Source organism: Acinetobacter sp. UBA2581 (genome assembly GCF_002339435.1).
In the GTDB taxonomy this organism is placed as follows: Bacteria; Pseudomonadota; Gammaproteobacteria; order Pseudomonadales; family Moraxellaceae; genus Acinetobacter; species Acinetobacter variabilis.
On the sequence record NZ_DDLD01000019.1, the window covers coordinates 1 to 20600 of the forward strand.

Genomic DNA, 20600 nt, shown 5'->3' on the forward strand with positions numbered 1-20600 from the left:
TCTATTTCAGGACAAGACAAAACTATTTATAACTTTCTAAAAATTTTACTCTTATGTAGTTTTCCTGAGCATAACAATCTATTAAATAAATCGGTGCTTCACGTCCTCCTTCTGCAGCTGAATATTCAGAGGTACATTTATATTTTCTATTCTTTAACCACAATCTCTGACTTCCTAATAATTTCTCTTTTTTAGTTCCTTTTAATAATTTCATTCTTTTTTTATATTCTATATTTAATTTCTTATCTGAATCTAAATAACTTCTTGAAACACAATACATTAAGTCTTCTTGTACAGGACTTCCATCTTTACACTCTACCTCTAAGGCATCTGGATATAAGAAGTCTTCAGGAGTTACTGCATAAGAATTTAAAGAAATAAATAAAAGATTCAGAATAAATAGCTTACTTATAACATTCACATTTTAATCCTTTTTCAAAAATTTTTGCTTCTTCTTCCCGTCTAGCTTGCAACCCTCTATTAGCTTTTGTAGTCCATAATCGTTTCATACTTCTTAACAACGAAGGAACCTTTTTTCCCTTACTTTTAAGATCATCTTGGATTTCTTTCATTTCTTTACGACGATCTCCTTTTAAGCCTATATACCTGTTATACACAAGAGATAAAATAGCTCCTTGGCAATGAGGATGATATTTCAAAATATCTGGATAAACTTTTAATGTATCTTCCGCATACCTTTTTTTTACTATCATTACCATTTGATAAGCTTTATCTTTAGTGATGGTAATATCAGAAAGACTATCTACTAATTTTTGTGCTGCTACTCCCTTTTTTCCTTGAGCTTTGAGTAATCTTTGAATCTGACTTGAAGTATAATAGGAAGCTAAATCTTTTTTAATTTGTTCTCCACTTTGGTGACCTAAATCATAGCCATATCCTAAAGTTACACCACTTTTACCATCTTGCCCTTTACTAGGTACATAAGGCTTAGATTCATATTTTTCCCATTTTAAAATTGCATCAAGGGCTTCTTTTGAAATAATCATTTCTCCTAAAGAAGTTTCAAAAGTATAAGTTTCTACAACACATTCTGGAGGACAAATTTTCTTAATATTCTTGTTTATGATCGGTTCATTAGGCCTTGTACTTCCCTCAGTTATATCCACATCTAATTCCAATTTATTAGAATCTTCTTTCATTCTTTTAGAGTAATAATTATTGGCTTCTAAAGGCTTTCCATCTGGTTTAAATACTGTAATCTTTACTTTTTCTCCAACCATACTTTGAAGTGAAAATTTTCCATTAGAAGTATTTGAAACTTTCTTTATTCCACTTTCTAAATACAAGATTTCAATTTTAGTATTTTCAATATTGTAGTCATTTCCTAACCTGTCTACTATTTTGAAATTTGAGAGACTTTTAAAATTTTCATAAGGTTCATCTAGTTTAATTATTATTGGTATTTGGGATCCATTCCCAGAGTTAACAGAACTTTTTAAAGTAAATTCATCATTCGAAGTTAAAACCAAAATTTCAATATCTCGATTAGGTGAAGATAGGACTTCTACAATGCCTTGTTCATTTGAATTACGCTCAAATGACTTTTGACTTCCTTTAGGACGAGAGGTTACTGGGAAATTTATCAGGATTTTCTCTTTACTATCTATAATTTTAAATAAAGTTGTCACTATCCCTTTTGAAGTAGTGGTAACTTTTTTCTGTTGATATTGCTCTATACTTTTAGGTAAAGGTACTTTTACAGGGTCTTTTCTAGAAGAAACTATTGAAGAATTAATAGTTTTAACAACAATATAATCTTTGGTATTAGGTGGTTGGGCTAGAATTTCTACAGTTCGATTCGGTGAAGCATGAAAGATAAATAGACCGTCTTGATCTATCTTATTGATGTTCTCTCTAGATGAACCTTTATAGCGTGATTTTACCTTTAAATTGATGACATACTTCCCTGATGCATCATAAAGTTTGGATGTAATAGTGACTAACTGACTCATTACTCAGTATCCTCTTTAGTGTATACCTCATCCTCAATTTCCTCATCTTCTAGGTCCTCCAATAATTCATCGATATCCTCTTTATTTAGTTCTTGACGTAGATATGTTTGACAAGAATTAAACCCAAAAGCTATAAAATCTGTTTTTTGAGAGGTATAGAACCGTAGACTACTTATTTGATTTACTTCATTTAGCAGGGATTTTTTGCTTTTAATTAATGTTCCCTCCTTCTTATCAACAATGAAAATTTCTTTTTCTCTTTCACAGGCAGTATTCCATTGATAATTAATTCGATTACTAAACAAAGTTTCCATTTTTGGTAGACTTATTTTTTGTTCAATAATATTTTGACCTTCTTTAAATATATGCTGCCCCGCTTTACACTCAAACTTCCCACCTGTTACTCCAAATACACCTTGTCCATTAATCTTTAACTGAGATCCACCGGCAGTAAGCACAATTTCTTTAGGGCTTATAATTTCAATTCGATCTTCAGTTGAAATAATTTTTACTTTATGACGAGCAATTGTTTCTATTGCGTCATCTTGTGCCTGGAGTTCGACTTTTCCCTTTGCCGCAACGACTTTTAATCCTTGTTGAGCTGCAAATAAGCTGATCTTGTCCTGAGCGTGAGCAATCAAAGATTTCCGTGTGGAAAAATTAATATTATCCGCAGCACTGTGGTTAATCTGCTGATCAGCTGAAAGATACAGATCTTCATTAGTTGAGAGTGCAATTGAATTCGGTGCACACAGCAGCATTAAAGCTTGTTTGAAAGTTTCAGCCTTGCTTTGATCTTGCTGTTCAATCTGATCCAGAAATTTTTTTAGATGATCTAACCCTTCTAAGGGGTCTGTTTGCTGATTTTTGGCAATCTCACTTAAAGCCTTACTATGATTCAAATTTGATTCAAGCTGGCTTTTCGCAGGACTGGTATTTAAGTGATTAGCATTGGCATTTTCTTGTTTATAGGTAGAAAGAAGCAAGCCAGCTCCCGCTCTAAGTGCTCCCCATTGATCTGTTCTTAACTCAAAGCCCTCACCACGCCCATCGCTAGCCTCATCTTCTTTTGGATGACTTAAATTTCCCAGATTCAACTGGCTGGCCCCATGACTACTTTGTAGCTGTGCACTAATCTGTCCAGTTGTATCATCAAAGCGAAGCTGGTTAAAACCCTCACTATCTACTTCCTGAGAACGGATACCACTTAGTTTTTTAGTGAATGGCAACTGCCCCTTCTTATCAAACATAGTTTGATAACGTTCAGCTTCATGAATACGTCCAACAATAAAGGGACGATCAATATCTCCTTCGAAGAAATCAATCACTACAATTTCCCCGATACGCGGATGGAATCGGGCGCCATAACCTTCGCCTGCCCATGGCGTTAGCACGTCTACCCAGGCCGAATCAGTGTCATTATCATTGGCGCCAGCACCACCATCATGCTGATGATCTTCACTACGGGTAAACAAAAAACGGACCTTCACACGGCCCCATTCATCGACATAAATAGTCTCACCTTCAGGCCCTACTACTTTCGCCCGTTGTGGATAGGCCATAGGCCGATGTTGTAGTGGATGATATTTAGGTATTACAGGAATATCTCGACGAATTAAATACAGCTCATTACCTTGTCTCTCATCATCCAGAACTTTCCAGTGACTGGACTGCATGAGCTGATCCAGCTGTAGCAAAAGATCTTTCGGTAAATTATTTTGGTTATAGAAGTGTTTGCCCAAAATTAAAAATTCACGCTCATTGTGCGGATGTTGATCAATTTCGGGATGGTCATGCAGTTCAAACCAGTAACCGACTTGGGCATCACGAACACTACTGCTGGCCTTAAAATATTTGGACTGCATGGCATGATAGTGACTAAGTTGCTGACTGAGTTGATCCAGTTGAGCTGGACTGGATGATGTAGCCTGATCTTCTCTCTTTAGGTCACTGGTCCAAGCTGAACTGATGTTCCAGACATCTTCCAGACTTAAACTGGTATGATCTTGAACACTACTTTGCTGAATATTCACTAACTGCTGGTTTTGCTCCTGCTCCAGATCTGTAGCTTGCCAGCGTTGCAATGCAACACTATTTGGTACAAGTTGTCGCTCAGCAATTAGGCTGGTGATAGTATCGAATTGCTCAGTTGCATGACTGCGATGGAAGCGGATGGAACGGCGTTTTAAGGCTTGAAAATATTGCTGCCCATTAACAAGACGCAGGACTTGTGCCTGAATGGTTTGATCTGAGATTGGAATAATTAATTCCTTTTCATCAATCAGCCAGTTAATACCCTCACTACGCCATAAGCGGGTCAGAAAATCATAATCACTTTCATTGGACTGTATGACCAATGGCCGTACATCATATTCACGGTTTAGTCCGGAAAGATCCAAACTTAAACTTCTCGCAAATAAACCACTTCGCTTTTGCCATTCAGTAAACAGAATTTCACTGATCTCTTTGACACTTTTATTCAAAAACACACGACTATTACGGCGTTTATGCCAAAGTGAAGTCGCATCTTCGAGAGTCAGCTGATAGACACTTAAAGCACCATCGCTATGCCCCTGTTTAGCTGCGGTAATGATACCTGTAGTCCGAAAAAGCTCACCTTGATCAGTGACCTGATCAACAGCAACCTGACAGCCAATAAACTGTTTTAAGGCAATATAGGGATGGGTGGATAGACAAAGTAATTCAGCATGAAGCCCCTCATTGATCCAGTGCCTGCCTTCAATACGCTGAATCAGGACCTGAAAATTTAAAATTTCATTGGAAAATCGGAGATGAAGTGCACGCTTCTGTGAGCTTAGACCCAAGCCTTCAAGCACCGTATAAATACTCTGTAGCATTTTATAATTATTATTTGAGGTTATTTTTATCGCACTGATTTTAGGGAATAAGCTTAGAACAATCCATCTTGGTATTTATTTCACATGAATTAACCACGAATAGCCTTACCCTGACCTTATATTCTTTATGCTTATGAAATAGAAGATGTACTCTGTTTCAACCTTTTCGATTTTTCTGATTATTTGCTGATTCACTTACTGCTACACTGAAAGCCGAATACTTTATATCTCCTATATCATCCTCGATTACAGGATAAGCCAGAGGCCAAGGACATGCTTGAGTTACATTCTAAACTTCCCAATCTGGGCGTTACTATTTTTAGTACTATGTCGGCCTTGGCACAAAAACTCGGGGCAATTAACCTGTCACAAGGTTTTCCAGATTTTCCTGCTCCACCGCAATTGATTGAAGCCCTCAGTCGGGCAGCTGAAAATGGTTTTAACCAATATGCACCGGGTGATGGCTTGCCAGTATTACGTGGTCTGGTCGCTGATCTTTATCAGCATCGTGACCGGCTCATTCTAGATCCGGTAGATGAAATCACCATTACTCCTGGCGCAACGATTGCAATCTTCTGTGCAATTCAGGCAACGGTACGAGCAGGTGAAGAAGTCATTATTTTTGATCCCAGTTATGACAGCTATGCGCCAAGCGTGAAGCTGGTCGGTGCCAAACCGGTACATATCGCTCTAGAATATCCTGGTTTTTCTGTGGACTGGAATAAGGTCAAAGATGCAATCAATGACCGTACCCGCATGATTGTAGTGAATACACCGCATAATCCCACCGGAACGGTATGGACAGAGCAAGACTGGCAGCAGCTGATTGAACTGATTCGTGATCGCAATATTGTAGTTCTGTCTGATGAAGTTTATGAACATCTGGTATTTGATGAAGTTCGTCATCATTCTGCAGCATCATTTCCGGAACTCCGTGAACGCAGTTTTGTGATTGGTTCTTTTGGTAAAACCTTTCATGTGACCGGCTGGAAAACCGGTTTCTGTGTTGCACCACCAGCCTTAATGCAGATGTTCAGACAGATTTACCAGTTTGTCAGCTTCTGTGGCGTGACCCCAATTCAGGTGGCTCTGACCGAATATATGCAACTACATTCTGAACATATCCATGAGCTGTCCTGTTTTTATCAGGCCAAACGGGATCTGTTTAATCATGCACTGACAGATTCCCGTTTTCACTGGACGCCGTCTCAAGGCACCTATTTCCAGAATCTGGATTACAGTGAAATTCGTCCTGATCTGGATGCACTGTCGATGTGTCACTATCTGGCGGAACAACACGGTGTTGTGGCGATTCCGGTATCAGCGTTTTATCAGGAGCCGCCTAAAGATTTACACTTATTGCGCTTCTGCTTTGCCAAAAAAGATGAAACCTTGATAGAAGCAGCACATATTCTTTCCAAATTTTAAAAAAATAGACTTATTGGTTACTGAAAAGCTAAAGCGTTCTTGATGCTGATCAAGGATAATTTAGTCCTGATAAATATATGAAAAATCAAGAACAGGATGTCATATGGCACAGCAAGCATTGGTTCACCAGCAGAATTTATGGAAAACATTTTTTATTTTCCTGTTACCGCTGGTGGTTACCAACATCCTGCAAAGCCTGTCCGGTACGATTAATACTGTTTTTGTGGGGCAAATGTTGGGCGTGCAAGCGATTGCTGCAGTTGCAGTATTTTTCCCGATTCTGTTCTGTCTGATGGCCTTTGTGATTGGTCTCTCTGCAGGTTCTACGGTTCTGGTAGGACAAGCTTGGGGTGCCAGAAATCTTGAAAAAGTGCGCTGTGTAGTTGGCTCTACCCTGTTTATGACGCTGATTGGTGGCAGCCTGATTGCCCTATTGGGTGTATTTTTTGCTGAAAATATCCTGCAATTATTAGGTACAGATCCGGATGTGATGCACCTGTCTTTACCTTATGTGCAATGGATGCTGGCTGGTAGTCCTCTGATTTTTATTTATATTATTTATACTTCAATTTTACGCGGGGTTGGAGACAGTACTACGCCACTGTTTGCCTCTGCCCTAACGATTGGTGTGGGCTTGGTAGTGACACCGGTCCTGATCGCGGGTTATTTTGGTTTTCCCAAGATGGGGATCATCTCTCCAGCAATTGCAACCATTCTGGGTAACTTGGCTGTACTGTTATTTCTTATTCTCTATTTAAATTATAAACGTCACCCTCTAAGACCAGACTGGGCATTGATCAAAGATATTCGTCATCAGCCCCAGCTCAGCAAGATTATCCTGCGCTTAGGTATTCCAACCGGGGTTCAAATGGTCACAACTTCAGTCGCTGGTCTGGTCATTGTGAGTCTGGTCAACCGTTATGGTGCAGAAGCGACGGCGGCCTATGGTGCCGTGAATCAGGTACTGAATTATATTCAGTTCCCTGCTCTTTCTATTGCCATTGCAGCTTCAGTCTTTGGGGCACAGGCCATTGGTGCTGGTAAAAATGATTTGCTCAATAAAGTGACTCGAACTGCCTTAAGTATGAATATCTTGTTCACAGGTAGTCTGGTAATTCTAGCTTATCTGTTTTCTAAATATCTCATGGCTTTGTTTATCACTGACCCGCAGGTTGTGGTCCTAGGTCAGCAACTTCTCTTCATTGTCCTATGGTCGATTCTGTTCTTTGGTGCTAGCGCAATTTTTGCTTCGATCATGCGGGCTAGTGGCACAGTGACAGTCCCGATGTTGATCAATATCATTGCCATTATTGGCATTGAAGTACCAGCTGCCTATATGTTCAGCCGCTGGTGGGGTTTACAAGGGATTTGGTATGGTTATGCCTTGGCCTTTGTCTGTCTTTGTATCATGCAAGGCCTGTATTACCAGTTTATCTGGAAGAAAAAAACCATCGAGGCACTGGTTTAATCTTCCAGCTTGGACTACTGGATAAACCTTAGCAAAGCACCTCTAAATAGCGTATTTCCTGCTTAATCCATATTTTTTATATGGATTCATTTTTATTATATTTTTCAGCCATGAAGATCCTTGTTATAAGCAGTGTATTGTATAAAAACACAAGGTCTAGACCTCTTGCGTTAGTCAAAATTTAATCAGTGATAAACGTTGATTTCTAAATAAATATCAAAGTCTAAAATAGTCAAAAATAATACTTTCGCAAGAGGTCTATTAGATGGATCATTAATGACTGGCGAATCATTTATTCTTGATTCTTTAGCTATTTATATGCAAAGTTTCCAATTGAATAAGAATTACTTATGAAACTTTTTCATAAATACCGTCTTCGCTGTTATAGCGGAAGTTGCTGATGTCCTGCTTGACGTCTTTACGCAGTTCACGGCTTGGACGGCCATCCACATCTACTGGCACACTACCCTCTAAAGTTACACGGCGTACTACACGGTGCTGGTCACCATAATCATTAATCGCACGGTGTTGCGTTGCACGGTTATCTCAGATCGCCACATCACCTGCACTCCAACGCCAGCTAACAATATTTTCCAGCTTCTCTACATAACTTTGGAACAGGTCAAATAAACGGCGTGATTCACTTTAGCTATAACCGACGAAGCTCTTAAAGAAATGGCCCAATAACAAGGTTTTTTCACCTGTTTCAGGATGAACGCGTACCAATGGATGTTCAGTTTCATATTCAGTTGAATTGAAATAATTTTTATATTTTTCCAAAGCTTCTTTTGGAACACTGACTTTTGCAGCATAGTCAAAGTTGTTGCTGTGAATCGCACGCAAGCTATCTGCCAGTGTTTTTAATTCTTCAGGTAAATCATTGTAGGCAGCGGTTGTATTTGCCCATACGGTATCGCCTCCTACTGCAGGTGCAACCACGCTACGCAGGATAGAAGCTTTTGGATAGGCATCAATAAAGCTGATGTCCGTATGCCAGCTGTCTGCACGTGCACCGCGTGAATCAATTTCCAGAATATGTGCAGAGCCATCTTTTACCGGTACAGTCGGGTGATTCAACGGCGTGCCTAAACGTGCTGCAAAGGCTTCTTGGGCGACATCATCCAGATGTTGCTGATCTTTAAAGAAGATCGCTTTGTGCTGTAATAATGCCTGGTTGATTTCATTTACCACTTCATCAGCCAAATCCGCTGACAGTTTTACGCCCTGGATTTCAGCACCAATACGGCCACCAATTGGTTGAACCTGGATGTGTTTATATTCATAAGCCATGATAATTTCCTTTATCTATAATTATGTCGACCTTCGGTCTGTAAAATCATCATGCCGAATCGGCTTATCTAACGCTGTCAATTTATTGACATTCTTATGCACCATTTTTGATTTATAAAATACTTTAGCTGCTTAAGTTTTCCGGCATAAAAAAACCCGCTTACGCGGGCTGTGATCAGAGTGTTTTAAGCTGACTTTTTCTTCTGCTTGCCGAGGCGGGTAGCTAAAGCCGTGACTTTCTGATAGCCAGTTGGCATGAGGCGCTGAATTAAATCAATCGTTTTGGCATCATTTCCAATCAGCAGACGGCGTTTGTCTTTTTGTACCGCGTCCAAAATTTGACGGGCTGCTTCTTCCGGTGGGCAACGCAGCAGCTTATTGAAATTCTGTGCAGATTTTTCCGGATGCATTCCCAGACTACGAATGCTGTCATTCATTTTCGCTGCAATGGCGATATTGGTGCGGATTCCGCCTGGGTGTACACAGAGTGCGCTTACGCCGCAGTTTTCCATATCCAGTTCCTGACGCAAGGATTCGGTAAAACCACGCACAGCGAATTTAGTGGCATTATAAGCAGACTGGGTTGGCTGGGCAGTTAAACCAAACAGGCTGGAAATATTGATGACATGACCATCACCGGTTTTCTTGATTAAAGGCAGAAACTCTTTGGTGCCATAAACTACACCCCAGAAGTTAATCCCGACGATCCATTCCAGCTCTTCATAGCTAGCACCTTCTACGGTAGAACTAAGAGCTACACCAGCATTGTTAAAGATCATATTCACGCTGCCATGATCTTTCTCGACCTCAGCGGCCCAAGCGTGCATTTCTTCCAGATTAGCCACATTGACCTTTTTGGTTGTGACACGAACATCAGTACCTTTCAGCAGCTCAACGGTTTTAGCCAGGCCCTGTTCATTCACATCACTGAGTGCTAAATGACAGCCCTGCTTTGCTAAAAGCACCGCAAGTTGTTGACCGATACCTGAACCTGCACCAGTAATGGCCGCGACTTTATTATTAAAATTTTTCATTGAATTTCCTTGATTAAAACACTGCCCTTCCATGACAGCCTGTTTTTCTGTCGCATAGGGATACAGCACACCGTTTCAATATAGTTTTGACAATCCTTATTGTCAATAATTCCAGCATGTCTCTACGGGCCAATTTTCAGGTTTGAATTTCAGCATAGGTCAAAGCCGGATTTATTGATAAGATACTTAAAATCTCAAGCACATGAGTCTATGGTCTTTATGACGGATGCAGTAAATTCAGGGCAAAAACTAGCAAGTAAAAGTAAAGAACGCCAGTTTAAAGGACTTTCCATGGCTGAACGTCAGCAGGCGCGTCGTGAAAAGCTGATTGAGGCCGGAATCGAGGCTTATGGCCGTCATGGTTTCTTTTCAGTCACAGTGAAGGATATCTGTAACGAAGCCAAACTGACTGAACGTTATTTTTATGAATCCTTTAAGAAAAGCGAACATCTGTTCCAGACTATTTTCCTCAAGCTGATTGACCAGTTACAGCAAAATGTCATGCAAGCCATGATGCAAGCCTCTTCTGATCCAAAGAAAATGATCGAAGCCGGTCTGACTGCCTTGCTAACGACCTTACGTGACAATCCGGGTATGGCACGAATTATTTATATCGATGCGATGCTGGTTCAGGAACTGCATAATCAGGCCACGATTCATGAAACCATGGGCCGTTTCGACCGTATGATTCAGGCCTTTGTCATGCTGATGATGCCGAACCTTAATCGTTCTGAACGAGAGATTTCCCTGGTCTCGACCGGACTTAATGGTTATGTCACCCAGATTGCGATTCGCTGGGTCATGAGCGGCTTTAAACAGTCACTGGAAGAAATTCTGTCTTCCTGTAGTCTGGTGTTCTTTGCTTTATTAGACACTTTAGGTACAGAAAAACCAGCGGATCCGGTTAAATAATTTTTAAATCAAGATAAGTTCCAGATAGATTTACTTGTAAGTGATCTACAAGCCTTTGAATTAACACCCTCTTATAAAATAACAGCTTAAATTGTGACAAATCTTTGCAAAAAGTCCCAGAACTACCTATTCTGCAATGATACTGTCATAATTAATCTTTGTAATAAGCCTGTCATAAATATAAAACGGTCCACCGTTTGCATGAAATAGGGTATTGCGCTGTGAAAGATGACTACATTCTAATTGTTGATGATGAACTGCCGATTCGTGAAATGATCCACACTTCTCTGGATATGGCAGGCTTTCAATGTTTACAGGCAGAAGATGCCAAGCAGGCTCATCAAATGATTGTGGACCAGCGTCCAGCATTGATTTTGCTGGACTGGATGATGCCGGGTGGCGTCAGTGGTGTCGATCTATGTCGTCGTTTGAAACGTGATGAAAACCTGTCCGAAATTCCTGTCATCATGCTGACTGCGCGTGGTGAAGAAGATCATAAAGTTCAGGGACTGGACGCCGGTGCCGATGACTATATGACCAAGCCGTTTTCGACCCGTGAGCTGGTTTCACGTATTAAAGCTGTTTTACGTCGCTCCAATGCCCTCAGTGGTGAAAAATCCATTGATGCTAATGGATTGGTATTAGATCCAGTCAGTAAGCGTGTGAATTTTGGCAATACTATACTGGACATGGGACCCACTGAATATCGTCTCTTGGCATTTTTCATGACCCATCCGGAACGTGCTTATACCCGTGCACAGTTGCTGGATCAGGTTTGGGGTGGCAACGTCTATATTGAAGACCGGACCATTGATGTGCATATCCGTCGCCTGCGCAAGGTACTCGAACCTTATGGCGCTGACCGCTATGTACAAACTGTGCGTGGCACCGGTTACCGTTTCTCGACCCGTGTCGATGTTGCACTCGGTTAATTATTTTTAGGTAAATCTCGTTTTATGTATGAGCCCTATCCTGTTCCCGAACTGTCACACGAGCACAAAAGACTCCGTTACAGCAGCCTATGGGATTTTGCCAAGCAAGATTTACGTCTCCTTCTTCTCTTCCTGGTAATTGCCAGTTGTATTGGCCTAGGCATCGGTTATTTCTGGATCTGTATCGTTCTGGCCTTTGTTGCCTTCTTTGGTACACAGTTGCGTTCACTCTACCTGGTCAATGAATGGATCTCGAACCGTCCCTATGATGTACCGCCAAATATCAACGGAATCTGGGGCGCTTTACTGTTCAATGTTTATCGGGCCCAGCGTCAGGAACGCGTTGTTCAGGCTGAAATGGTTGAGCTGATTGACCGTGCACAGTCCTCTCTGGTTGCCTTACAAGAAGCTGTAGTGCTGATTGATGAAAACCAGCAGATTGAATGGTGGAATCCGGCGGCAGGACGTTTACTAGGGATTGGTCAGGAAGATCGCGGCCGTAATATCCTGAGTTTGTTACGTCAGCCAAATTTCATTGATTACTATCATCATATTGATGATGCACCTGATGGCCTTAAAATGAAGTCTTCGATATTCGAAGATCATTATGTGCAAATCAAAATGACCCGTTTTGGCGGTGAAAGCCGCTTACTGGTCGCTTATGATGTGACCCGGATGCATAATCTGGAACAGATGCGTAAGGACTTCGTCGATAATATTTCGCACGAACTGCGTACACCTTTAACTGTGCTCAGCGGCTATATCGAAACCTTTACCGATCAGGAAGATATTAGCCCGCGCTGGAAACGCGCCTTTGACCAGATGCAGTCCCAGACCCGTCGCATGAATGCACTGGTGAATGACCTGTTACTGCTATCCCGTCTGGAAAATGACAAGAATATTGCCAAGAACCAGATTATTGACATGCCGAATCTGATGAACCAGCTGTTTGATGATGCGCAAGCCTATAACGTGGATTATGGCCATACCCTAAATCTGGATATTGACAGTCACTGTGACCTGATCGGCTCAGATATGGAAATTGCCAGTGCCTTCAGTAACCTGATTACCAATGCCATCAAGTACACGCCTAAAGGTGGAACTGTCACTATGGGCTGGCATGATGATGGTGAATCGGCTTATTTTGTCGTAGAAGATACCGGGATTGGGATTGATCCTAAACACTTGCCACGTTTGACCGAACGTTTCTACCGGGTAGATTCTGACCGTAGCCGCCGTACTGGTGGCACAGGCCTGGGTCTGGCAATTGTGAAGCATGTACTGATGCAACATCAGGCCCAGCTCGAAATTGATTCCCGTGAAAATCAGGGATCCACCTTTAAGGTGATTTTTCCTAAAGAACGTCTCAGTTTCCCGGACTGATTCAAAAATAAAAAAAGGTGCAAGTCGCACCTTTTCTTTTTTAGCGAAGGTTTTAAGACTTTAATGCCTGCTCTTTGGATAAGGCCCGGAAATAAGCTGCTCGATGCGAGATCCGTTCCAGATAGGCTTGAATCGCCGGATAACTTTTACCAGTACGGCTTTGCATGGCTTCGAGTGGGAAGCTCATCTGAATATCCGCAAAACTGAAACGACCGGCAAAATATTCATGCTGGCTTAAATGATCTTCCAGAAACTGGATATGGTCTTTTAGACGGCTTTGTACAAACTGCTTTTTCACTCCTTCACAAATTGTTTTAGCAACCGGACGAACTAAAAATGGCACTTGCTCAGGAACTTTGGTCATCACCAGTTGCATGACCAGCAAAGGCATCAAAGACCCTTCTGCATAATGCATCCAGTAACGGTATTGCGCCTTGTTCTCGGCACTGATCGGCTGAAACTGATGGGTCGAATCATAGGTTTCTTGGAGATACTCCAGAATGGCGGCAGACTCAGCCAGTACCAGATTCTGATCTTCCAGAATCGGGGCTTTACCCAGAGGATGAACCTGTTTCAAAGAAGGCGGAGCAGAATAGTTTGGCAGGCGTTTGTAATACTTGATCTCATAATCAAGTTCCAGCTCTTCCAAGGCCCACATGATTCGAAATGATCTTGATTGTTCGAGATGATGTAAAACACGCATATTGCACTCATGATTTTATTGTTATTACTGCGTGAGCATAGCAAAAAGTCCAGATCTGATTAAATAGTTTATTAGTCTACTTACATTTTCCCTACCGGATATAGCGTACCCTCTTTAGCTTAAATCAGGCTAGTGCGAATCTCCAGACTGCGTAACAGGGTTTTGGTCACCGGGGTTTTGGCACAAATCTCCAGAATTTTCTGCTGCAAAGCCGAATCATGAGTAATATCGAAACTTAAGCGTCGTTCAATCCATTCCTGCCCTTCTTTATGGGCAAAAAATTCTGCTTCAACCTGAAAGTCGCCCAGTTCAATGTCCTTATGTTTGGCATACATGCGCAACGTAACCATGGTGCAAGAGATCAGACTGCCCAAAAGCAGATCATAAGGTGCAGGACCTGCATCCTGCCCGCCGAAGGATTCAGGTTTATCAGTCAGGTAATGATGCTGGCCATGACTGATTTCTCCCTGCCACGGTATGGTTAAGCTCTGTATTTTGGCAATTGCGATTCGGGCCATACTGATCCTTTGTTCTTATAATTATGTAAAAGTTATTTGGAAGCTCGCATATGTTCCGGAAATGCAGGTGCTTCCATACGTGGGCCATCATAGCTTGGAATGGTGCCAAAACGCGGGTGTCCCATCATCCACTGTTCACGGGCCAGCTTAAGTTCTTCCACATCACGACCCACCAGATTCCACCACAATAAAATAGGGCTTTCAAACGGCTCTCCACCAATCAGCAGGACTCGTCCACCGGCATGAATTTCGACATCCACATGCTGTAATCCGGGTTCAAGAATCACCATATTATCTTCAGTCAGTTCATGCCCATTAATACTTGCCAGCCCCTCAAGGGCCATAAAACCATATTCAAATCTTGGATCTAAACTCAGACGGGCACGGGTACTTTCAGCAGCGAATAGATCCACCCCCAAAAGTTCGGTATGAACCTTAACTGGTGATAGTGTATCCAGAAATTCCCCGACCAGGACCGTACATTGAATGCCCTGTTCTTCGATCACAGGTAATTCCGGATAATGATCGAACGCCGGAGCCATATTGATCTTGTCATCAGGAAGGGCGATCCAGAGCTGTACTGCATGCATTTTGGTTTCAGTTTCCGGTGAAACCTCTGTATGCGAAATGCCATAGCCTGAAGTCATCAGATTAACCTGTTTCGGCCGGATCAATTGCCGGTTACCCAGACTGTCACTATGCATCATGGTGCCTTCAATCATCCAGGTAAAAGTTTGCAGGCCAATATGCGGATGCGGTCCGATATCCAGACCATCTCCCTGAGGAAATTGAGTGGGACCGGCATGATCCAGAAAACACCAGGCGCCAATCATGCGTTTATGCCGACTCGGCAAGGCGCGTTTAATGACGGTTCCCTGCCCAATTTCCGCACGCCGTAAAGGAACTTCCTGTATGAACTGATTGATATACTTTTCACAATCATCTGAATTTGACAGTTCAATATCATTATTATTCGACATGGTTGAGCTGACCTCGGCAAGTTCATTCTGGCTGTATGCTGTATCAAGACATCTTTCCCTGATCATCACAAGATGTCTACCTCATAGAACAATGTACCGCGTCTACCCGCAAAATCTATCTTTGGAAATATTTCGATACGTATAAAATGTGCTACTCATCAGAACAGTTCAGATACTTAAAAGCTTCAGTCTTCCAAAGACTGTAATCAAGATCTTGGTTATGAATTATATAATCATTCAAGTAACCAGCATTATCTCGTTTAAATCAACTTATTCATCCTGCTCATGTTTCACGTGAAACGCTCATTTTTATTTATATAAACTTTTAAAATCAGCAATCTATAAAAATGTGATCCGTCTAGCTTTATGTTCACAAAAACAAAAATTTTGTTACGTTTTCTTTTTAAAAATCGTGCTACCCCCTGATTCTAGGGAGATTGTTTTTTATTCATTTGGTTCATAATAAGGCCCAATAAAAATAAGATTGGATCAGGATATGTCATCCTCGAATGAAAATATATATTCAACGGCGAATATGTCTTTTCAAAACTCGACCACGGATAGATCATTAAAGTTGGCCGAATGTGATCTGCAAAATCGCCAGTTAATTGAAGATGCGCTTGTACATCGCGCTGCACCTATTCCTGCGCAATTCCAGCAGTACTTTTATAATTATCTTTATTTGCATCGTCATCAAAATCTTCGCCAGATTAATTACATGGCGCAGATCGCCTTTTTGCTGTATTTCTTTGCCGATATTTTTATTATTCCTGACATGTTTTTCCTGTCTGGCCTGATCCGGGTATCACTGGTCATTGCTGTCATGTTTTGCTGCTATTACCTGTTTAAGCATCAAAAGAATATCCGGGTTCTGGACATGATTTTGCCTGTGGGCACGACTGTGGCTGCAGCGACCTGGATTGGCCTGCTCCTGCTGTCGAGCAGCCCGCATGTGTCGACTTATATCTATGCTTCTGCGATCTTTATTTTAATTACCAACCTCTGTGTACAGACTGAGTTTAAGGGTGCCTTGTATTGTTCCATTTTTATCGCCTTGTTTATCATGATTGGAGTGACTCATCTCATGAGTCTATCGCAGGCCTTTATTTTCACCGTTGTTTTCACACCTCTCTGGGCGTTTAGTATTTATATCAACTGGAATAATATCATCATCATACGGCGCTCTTTTCTACGCACTTTGCTGGATGAATGGAACTATCAAACCTTAAAGAATCTTGCCCATACTGATGATCTGACGCAGTTATTTAACCGTCGTCATTTTGTAGATATGGCGGAACGTTCAATCCATCAATGGCCAAAGCCTGCCAGCACCTGCCTATTGATGTTTGATGTCGATTATTTCAAGAGAATCAATGACAATTATGGCCATGATGTGGGTGACCGGGTGCTTCAACTGATTGCTGAAATTACCCGTAAAGAAATGCGCTCTAGCGATGTACTGGCACGTTTTGGTGGAGAAGAATTTATTGCCTTACTGGAAGATACCCAGCTACAGGACTGCCTGATGATTGCAGAACGGATTCGCTGCTCGATTCAAAAGCAGGTGATGCACATCAATTCTGACCAGAAAATCCAGTTCACGATCTCCATTGGTATTGCTGAACTTGAATCTCCACAACAGGAACTTGAAGACCTGATTAAGCATGCGGATATTGCGCTTTACGAAGCCAAAAAAGCAGGACGAAATCGGATTCGGGTCTATCATCCTAATATGCTGCAACCGACTAAACCGCTCTCTCCAAATCCTTGGAATGTATTTAAACCACTGAATAAACAGGAGCAGTCTGGCGCTCATCATAAAGCGAAACAATCTTGGTCTGCTTTGTAAGTTGAGAGCAAAACCAAGATTGTTAGACAAGAATTTAAGAATTAGACCTAAATCTGTTTGTGATGCTTTTCAAATAATTTCTAAAAGAATAGAATATTTTTCATACAAATATAAGTATTCATCTTATTCATTTCTTTGGATTTAATGTGGGAAGGAGATATGCCAGATAAATATGAAGAAGAAGCTCGCCTCCTGCTTCAGGATGCCCTTCACGATCCTCTTGTTCGTATTCCAGAGTCTTTAAAACCTGCCTACTTTAGCCATCAGAAACCGCTCACTCTAAAATATTTGTTGTAGGTAAACCTATTTGCACAGGTGGCATATGCCTCCTACACCCTTGCCGATATTCCGGTACTGAATGACATTATGAATTTGCTCATTCTGACCAAGCTAGGCTATACCTTGGTAATTCTACTGATTACCATCTGGATGTATCATTTTTACCGGAATTTGCCTGTATTTGACCTGCTGTTGCCGACCTCGATTATCGGGGCAAGTGCAATCTGGTTTTTTAATCTGAATCAGTCTGAAAGTCCGCATACACTCATTTATCAATATGCTTCACTGGTCTTTATTGTCCTGGCCAATTTATGTATGCAGATCCGCTTCTGGCCTAGTCTGATTAATTCCGGTCTGATTACATTGGTGATTTATATTGGTGTGTATTTCAATACCCAAGCTAATCTGTATCAGATGTTCTTGTTTTCCCTGATCTATATGCCGGTATTGACCTTCAGTTTATATATCAGTTGGAGCTCTACACTAAAATCCCGTTTGGTATTCCTGCAACATACCCTGACTGAATATCATCATCAGACTTTTGAAAATCTCGCCCATACTGACTCGCTGACAGGCCTGAATAATAGACGCTGTTTTGAATATCTGGTACAACAGCTGATCCAAAACAATCTTAAACAGCCTGCTCCAATCAGTTTGCTGGTCTTTGATGTCGATCATTTCAAGCAGATCAATGACCGTTATGGACATGATGTTGGAGATCAGGTATTGCAGATGATAGCTCAAACCACATAGAATGAAATGCGACGCCATGATGTGCTGGCACGCTATGGGGGTGAAGAATTTATCGCATGCCTTACTGAAACTTCACTAGATGATGCACTCAAAATTGCCGAGCGTTTAAGACACAAAATCGAGAATATTATGGTCAATCTGGAACATGGGCATCGTCTCGATTTCACCGTTTCAATTGGTGCAGCCATTCTGGAAAGTAGTGAAACGGATTTAATGGCGCTGATTAAACAGGCTGATATTGCCCTGTATCAGGCTAAAGCCAATGGTCGGAACCGAGTCGAGTGTTATGATCCTGAACTTGACCAAGGTTTGCTTGGAGAACTTCAAAACTGGCAGGTTAAACCGGCTTAAATGTCATTTGAAAAATAATAAAAAAGAGCGCCTAAGCGCTCTTTTTTATAGGTAATTTTCGTTAGAAAATTACTCCCATTCAATTGTTGCTGGTGGCTTAGATGAAACGTCATATACCACACGAGAAACTTCAGCAATTTCGTTCATGATACGTGTAGAAATACGGTCTACCAGGTCATATGGAAGATGTGCAAAACGCGCTGTCATAAAGTCGATGGTTTCAACTGCACGAAGTGCAATTACCCATGCATAACGACGGCCATCACCGACCACACCCACAGATTTCACTGGTTGGAATACGGCAAAAGCTTGAGCAGTTTTGTCGTACCAGCCGCTTGCGCGAAGTTCTTGCATGAAGATGTCATCAGCAAGGCGAAGAATATCAGCATATTCTTTTTTCACTTCACCCAGAATACGAACACCAAGGCCTGGACCTGGGAACGGATGACGATAGATCATGCTGTGTGGCAAGCCTAGAGTTGTACCCAATTTACGTACTTCATCTTTAAATAGGTCACGCAATGGTTCAACCAGGTCAAATGCCAAATCTTCAGGCAAGCCACCTACGTTGTGATGCGACTTGATGACATGTGCCTTACCTTGTTTGCTAGCAGCAGATTCAATCACGTCTGGATAAATCGTACCTTGTGCAAGGAAGGTTACGCCATCGAGCTTACGCGCTTCTTCAGCAAAGACTTCGATAAATTCGCGACCGATGATTTTACGTTTTTTCTCTGGATCAACTTCGCCAGCCAAAGCAGAAAGGAAACGGTCTTCAGCATCAGCGCGGATCACGCGGATCCCCATGTTGTCTGCAAACATCTGCATCACTTGATCGCCTTCGTTCAAACGAAGCAGACCGTTGTCTACAAATACGCAAGTCAACTGATCGCCAATTGCTTTGTGCAAAAGCGCAGCTACAACTGATGAATCCACGCCACCTGAAAGACCTAACAATACTTTTTCATTGCCAATCTGTTCACGAAGCTGTTCTACACGCAGGTCAATAATATGTTCTGGTGTCCACAGACCACGACAACCACAAATCTGGTGTACGAAGTTAGACAGTAATTCTGCACCTTTCGAAGTATGTGTCACTTCAGGGTGGAACTGGATCCCATAGAAACGGCGAGTTTCATCAGACACCATGGCAATCGGACAGCTTGGTGTGCTTGCAGTCACCTGGAAGCCTTCTGGAATACGTGCAACCTTGTCACCATGACTCATCCAGACATGCAGCTGGTTTTCACGGTCTTGCAGCTGACCAATCAGCTGGTCACGTACCACGATATCCACTTCTGCATAACCGAACTCATGTACAGTACCTGGCTCAACTTTACCACCAAGCTGTTCACACATGGTTTGCAAGCCATAACAGATACCCAGTACAGGTACACCTAACTCAAATACCACTTGCGGCGCACGCGGGCTGCCTTCCAAGTGAACACTTTCAGGTCCACCAGACAAGATGATACCGTTTGGATTAAATGCGCGAATGTCTTCTTCAGACATGTCATAGGCATACATTTCAGAATATACACCAGCTTCACGGACACGACGTGCGATGAGCTGACTATATTGAGAACCGAAATCCAGAATCAGGATACGATCTTCAGTAATTTGAGTATTGGTAGTCATGACAAACAACTATGAAAGGCAAACGAAAGATAAGCGCCGTATTCTAGCATTTTTATTAGGCTTAAGCACACTATTCCCATCCGCATAATAATTAAGCAGTTTATTTTTTTAAATAGAATTAAGCTTTCGATTCAGCAGGAGAGCTTTCCCTTCTCTCCCCAGAATTCAATATATTTACGCTATTTGGATTTCAATATTTTAAGACCGGCCAGTTAAGTTGCTATTGAAAGTTTATAGGACTTACGCACTAT

15 protein-coding genes and 2 pseudogenes are annotated in these 20600 nt (G+C 41.7%); 8 read left to right on the forward strand and 9 right to left on the reverse strand.

The features are described from left to right. Positions 1-22: 22 nt before the first annotated feature. Genes B3Q46_RS02200 through B3Q46_RS02210 form a run of 3 tightly spaced genes read right to left on the reverse strand, consistent with a single transcriptional unit; the run spans position 23 to position 4831 of the window. Positions 23-421, reverse strand: a complete 399-nt coding sequence (locus B3Q46_RS02200; RefSeq protein WP_286713153.1) for a lysozyme inhibitor LprI family protein — start codon at positions 419-421, stop codon at positions 23-25. Continuing rightward, complete coding sequence (locus B3Q46_RS02205) at positions 405-1973, reverse strand: pesticin C-terminus-like muramidase (RefSeq protein WP_286713155.1); 1569 nt, start codon at positions 1971-1973, stop codon at positions 405-407. The genes B3Q46_RS02200 and B3Q46_RS02205 overlap by 17 nt, the downstream gene beginning before the upstream one ends. Continuing rightward, positions 1973-4831: a type VI secretion system Vgr family protein gene (locus B3Q46_RS02210; protein ID WP_286713157.1), complete on the reverse strand. Its 2859-nt coding sequence runs from the start codon at positions 4829-4831 to the stop codon at positions 1973-1975. The genes B3Q46_RS02205 and B3Q46_RS02210 overlap by 1 nt, the downstream gene beginning before the upstream one ends. A gap of 273 nt (positions 4832-5104) precedes the next feature. Between B3Q46_RS02210 and B3Q46_RS02215 the strand changes: the two genes are divergently transcribed. Together B3Q46_RS02215 and B3Q46_RS02220 are read left to right on the forward strand one after the other, a co-directional pair. After that, the gene (locus tag B3Q46_RS02215; RefSeq protein WP_286713159.1) at positions 5105-6259 is read left to right on the forward strand and encodes a methionine aminotransferase; all 1155 of its coding nucleotides are present in this window, start codon (positions 5105-5107) and stop codon (positions 6257-6259) included. Between the two features lie 103 nt (positions 6260-6362). Continuing rightward, entirely contained in the window at positions 6363-7727 is a 1365-nt protein-coding gene (locus B3Q46_RS02220; protein ID WP_286713161.1) for an MATE family efflux transporter, read from the forward strand. A gap of 348 nt (positions 7728-8075) precedes the next feature. Here B3Q46_RS02220 and B3Q46_RS02225 read toward each other — a convergent pair. Continuing rightward, positions 8076-9017 (reverse strand): annotated as a pseudogene (locus B3Q46_RS02225) (TauD/TfdA dioxygenase family protein). A gap of 185 nt (positions 9018-9202) precedes the next feature. Beyond that, entirely contained in the window at positions 9203-10051 is an 849-nt protein-coding gene (locus B3Q46_RS02230; protein ID WP_004780604.1) for an SDR family NAD(P)-dependent oxidoreductase, read from the reverse strand. A gap of 219 nt (positions 10052-10270) precedes the next feature. On the opposite strand from B3Q46_RS02230, the gene B3Q46_RS02235 reads away from it, so the two are divergent. The 3 genes from B3Q46_RS02235 (at position 10271) to phoR (ending at position 13278) form a co-directional block, all read left to right on the forward strand. Continuing rightward, positions 10271-10963 (forward strand): TetR/AcrR family transcriptional regulator, encoded by a 693-nt coding sequence (locus tag B3Q46_RS02235; RefSeq protein WP_034171440.1) that lies wholly within the window; start codon positions 10271-10273, stop codon positions 10961-10963. Positions 10964-11184: 221 nt separating this feature from the next. Then, positions 11185-11895, forward strand: coding sequence for a phosphate regulon transcriptional regulator PhoB (gene phoB, locus B3Q46_RS02240; protein ID WP_004780667.1), 711 nt, complete (start codon positions 11185-11187; stop codon positions 11893-11895). Between the two features lie 24 nt (positions 11896-11919). Further along, positions 11920-13278, forward strand: coding sequence for a phosphate regulon sensor histidine kinase PhoR (gene phoR, locus B3Q46_RS02245; RefSeq protein WP_004780666.1), 1359 nt, complete (start codon positions 11920-11922; stop codon positions 13276-13278). A gap of 52 nt (positions 13279-13330) precedes the next feature. Here the strand turns inward: phoR and B3Q46_RS02250 are convergent, their stop codons facing one another. From B3Q46_RS02250 to B3Q46_RS02260, 3 genes are all read right to left on the reverse strand, one after another. Further along, positions 13331-13981, reverse strand: coding sequence for a glutathione S-transferase (locus tag B3Q46_RS02250; RefSeq protein WP_004780664.1), 651 nt, complete (start codon positions 13979-13981; stop codon positions 13331-13333). A 119-nt stretch (positions 13982-14100) separates the two neighbouring features. Continuing rightward, positions 14101-14499 (reverse strand): OsmC family protein, encoded by a 399-nt coding sequence (locus B3Q46_RS02255; protein WP_175966389.1) that lies wholly within the window; start codon positions 14497-14499, stop codon positions 14101-14103. A gap of 32 nt (positions 14500-14531) precedes the next feature. Further along, the gene (locus tag B3Q46_RS02260; protein WP_286713169.1) at positions 14532-15479 is read right to left on the reverse strand and encodes a pirin family protein; all 948 of its coding nucleotides are present in this window, start codon (positions 15477-15479) and stop codon (positions 14532-14534) included. Between the two features lie 496 nt (positions 15480-15975). Between B3Q46_RS02260 and B3Q46_RS02265 the strand changes: the two genes are divergently transcribed. From B3Q46_RS02265 to B3Q46_RS02275, 3 genes and pseudogenes are all read left to right on the forward strand, one after another. Further along, the gene (locus B3Q46_RS02265) at positions 15976-17328 is read left to right on the forward strand and encodes a GGDEF domain-containing protein (protein WP_286713171.1); all 1353 of its coding nucleotides are present in this window, start codon (positions 15976-15978) and stop codon (positions 17326-17328) included. 159 nt (positions 17329-17487) lie between these two features. Further along, a complete protein-coding gene (locus tag B3Q46_RS02270; RefSeq protein ID WP_286713173.1) occupies positions 17488-17625 on the forward strand; it encodes a hypothetical protein in 138 nt (45 codons plus the stop codon). Positions 17626-17922: 297 nt separating this feature from the next. Beyond that, positions 17923-18711 (forward strand): annotated as a pseudogene (locus B3Q46_RS02275) (GGDEF domain-containing protein). 69 nt (positions 18712-18780) lie between these two features. On the opposite strand, the gene guaA reads toward B3Q46_RS02275, so the two are convergent. Continuing rightward, positions 18781-20349 (reverse strand): glutamine-hydrolyzing GMP synthase, encoded by a 1569-nt coding sequence (guaA, locus tag B3Q46_RS02280; RefSeq protein ID WP_005233328.1) that lies wholly within the window; start codon positions 20347-20349, stop codon positions 18781-18783. Positions 20350-20600: the final 251 nt, after the last annotated feature.

Excerpts from the sequence above, each read along its gene's own strand:
- B3Q46_RS02205 (WP_286713155.1), bottom strand. The coding sequence starts at position 1,973 with ATGAGTCAGTTAGTCACTATTACATCCAAACTTTATGATGCATCAGGG.
- B3Q46_RS02210 (WP_286713157.1), bottom strand. The coding sequence starts at position 4,831 with ATGCTACAGAGTATTTATACGGTGCTTGAAGGCTTGGGTCTAAGCTCA.
- B3Q46_RS02215 (WP_286713159.1), top strand. The coding sequence starts at position 5,105 with ATGCTTGAGTTACATTCTAAACTTCCCAATCTGGGCGTTACTATTTTT.
- B3Q46_RS02220 (WP_286713161.1), top strand. The coding sequence starts at position 6,363 with ATGGCACAGCAAGCATTGGTTCACCAGCAGAATTTATGGAAAACATTT.
- B3Q46_RS02230 (WP_004780604.1), bottom strand. The coding sequence starts at position 10,051 with ATGAAAAATTTTAATAATAAAGTCGCGGCCATTACTGGTGCAGGTTCA.
- B3Q46_RS02235 (WP_034171440.1), top strand. The coding sequence starts at position 10,271 with ATGACGGATGCAGTAAATTCAGGGCAAAAACTAGCAAGTAAAAGTAAA.
- phoR (WP_004780666.1), top strand. The coding sequence starts at position 11,920 with ATGTATGAGCCCTATCCTGTTCCCGAACTGTCACACGAGCACAAAAGA.
- B3Q46_RS02250 (WP_004780664.1), bottom strand. The coding sequence starts at position 13,981 with ATGCGTGTTTTACATCATCTCGAACAATCAAGATCATTTCGAATCATG.
- B3Q46_RS02255 (WP_175966389.1), bottom strand. The coding sequence starts at position 14,499 with ATGGCCCGAATCGCAATTGCCAAAATACAGAGCTTAACCATACCGTGG.
- B3Q46_RS02260 (WP_286713169.1), bottom strand. The coding sequence starts at position 15,479 with ATGTCGAATAATAATGATATTGAACTGTCAAATTCAGATGATTGTGAA.
- B3Q46_RS02265 (WP_286713171.1), top strand. The coding sequence starts at position 15,976 with ATGTCATCCTCGAATGAAAATATATATTCAACGGCGAATATGTCTTTT.
- B3Q46_RS02270 (WP_286713173.1), top strand. The coding sequence starts at position 17,488 with ATGCCAGATAAATATGAAGAAGAAGCTCGCCTCCTGCTTCAGGATGCC.
- guaA (WP_005233328.1), bottom strand. The coding sequence starts at position 20,349 with ATGACTACCAATACTCAAATTACTGAAGATCGTATCCTGATTCTGGAT.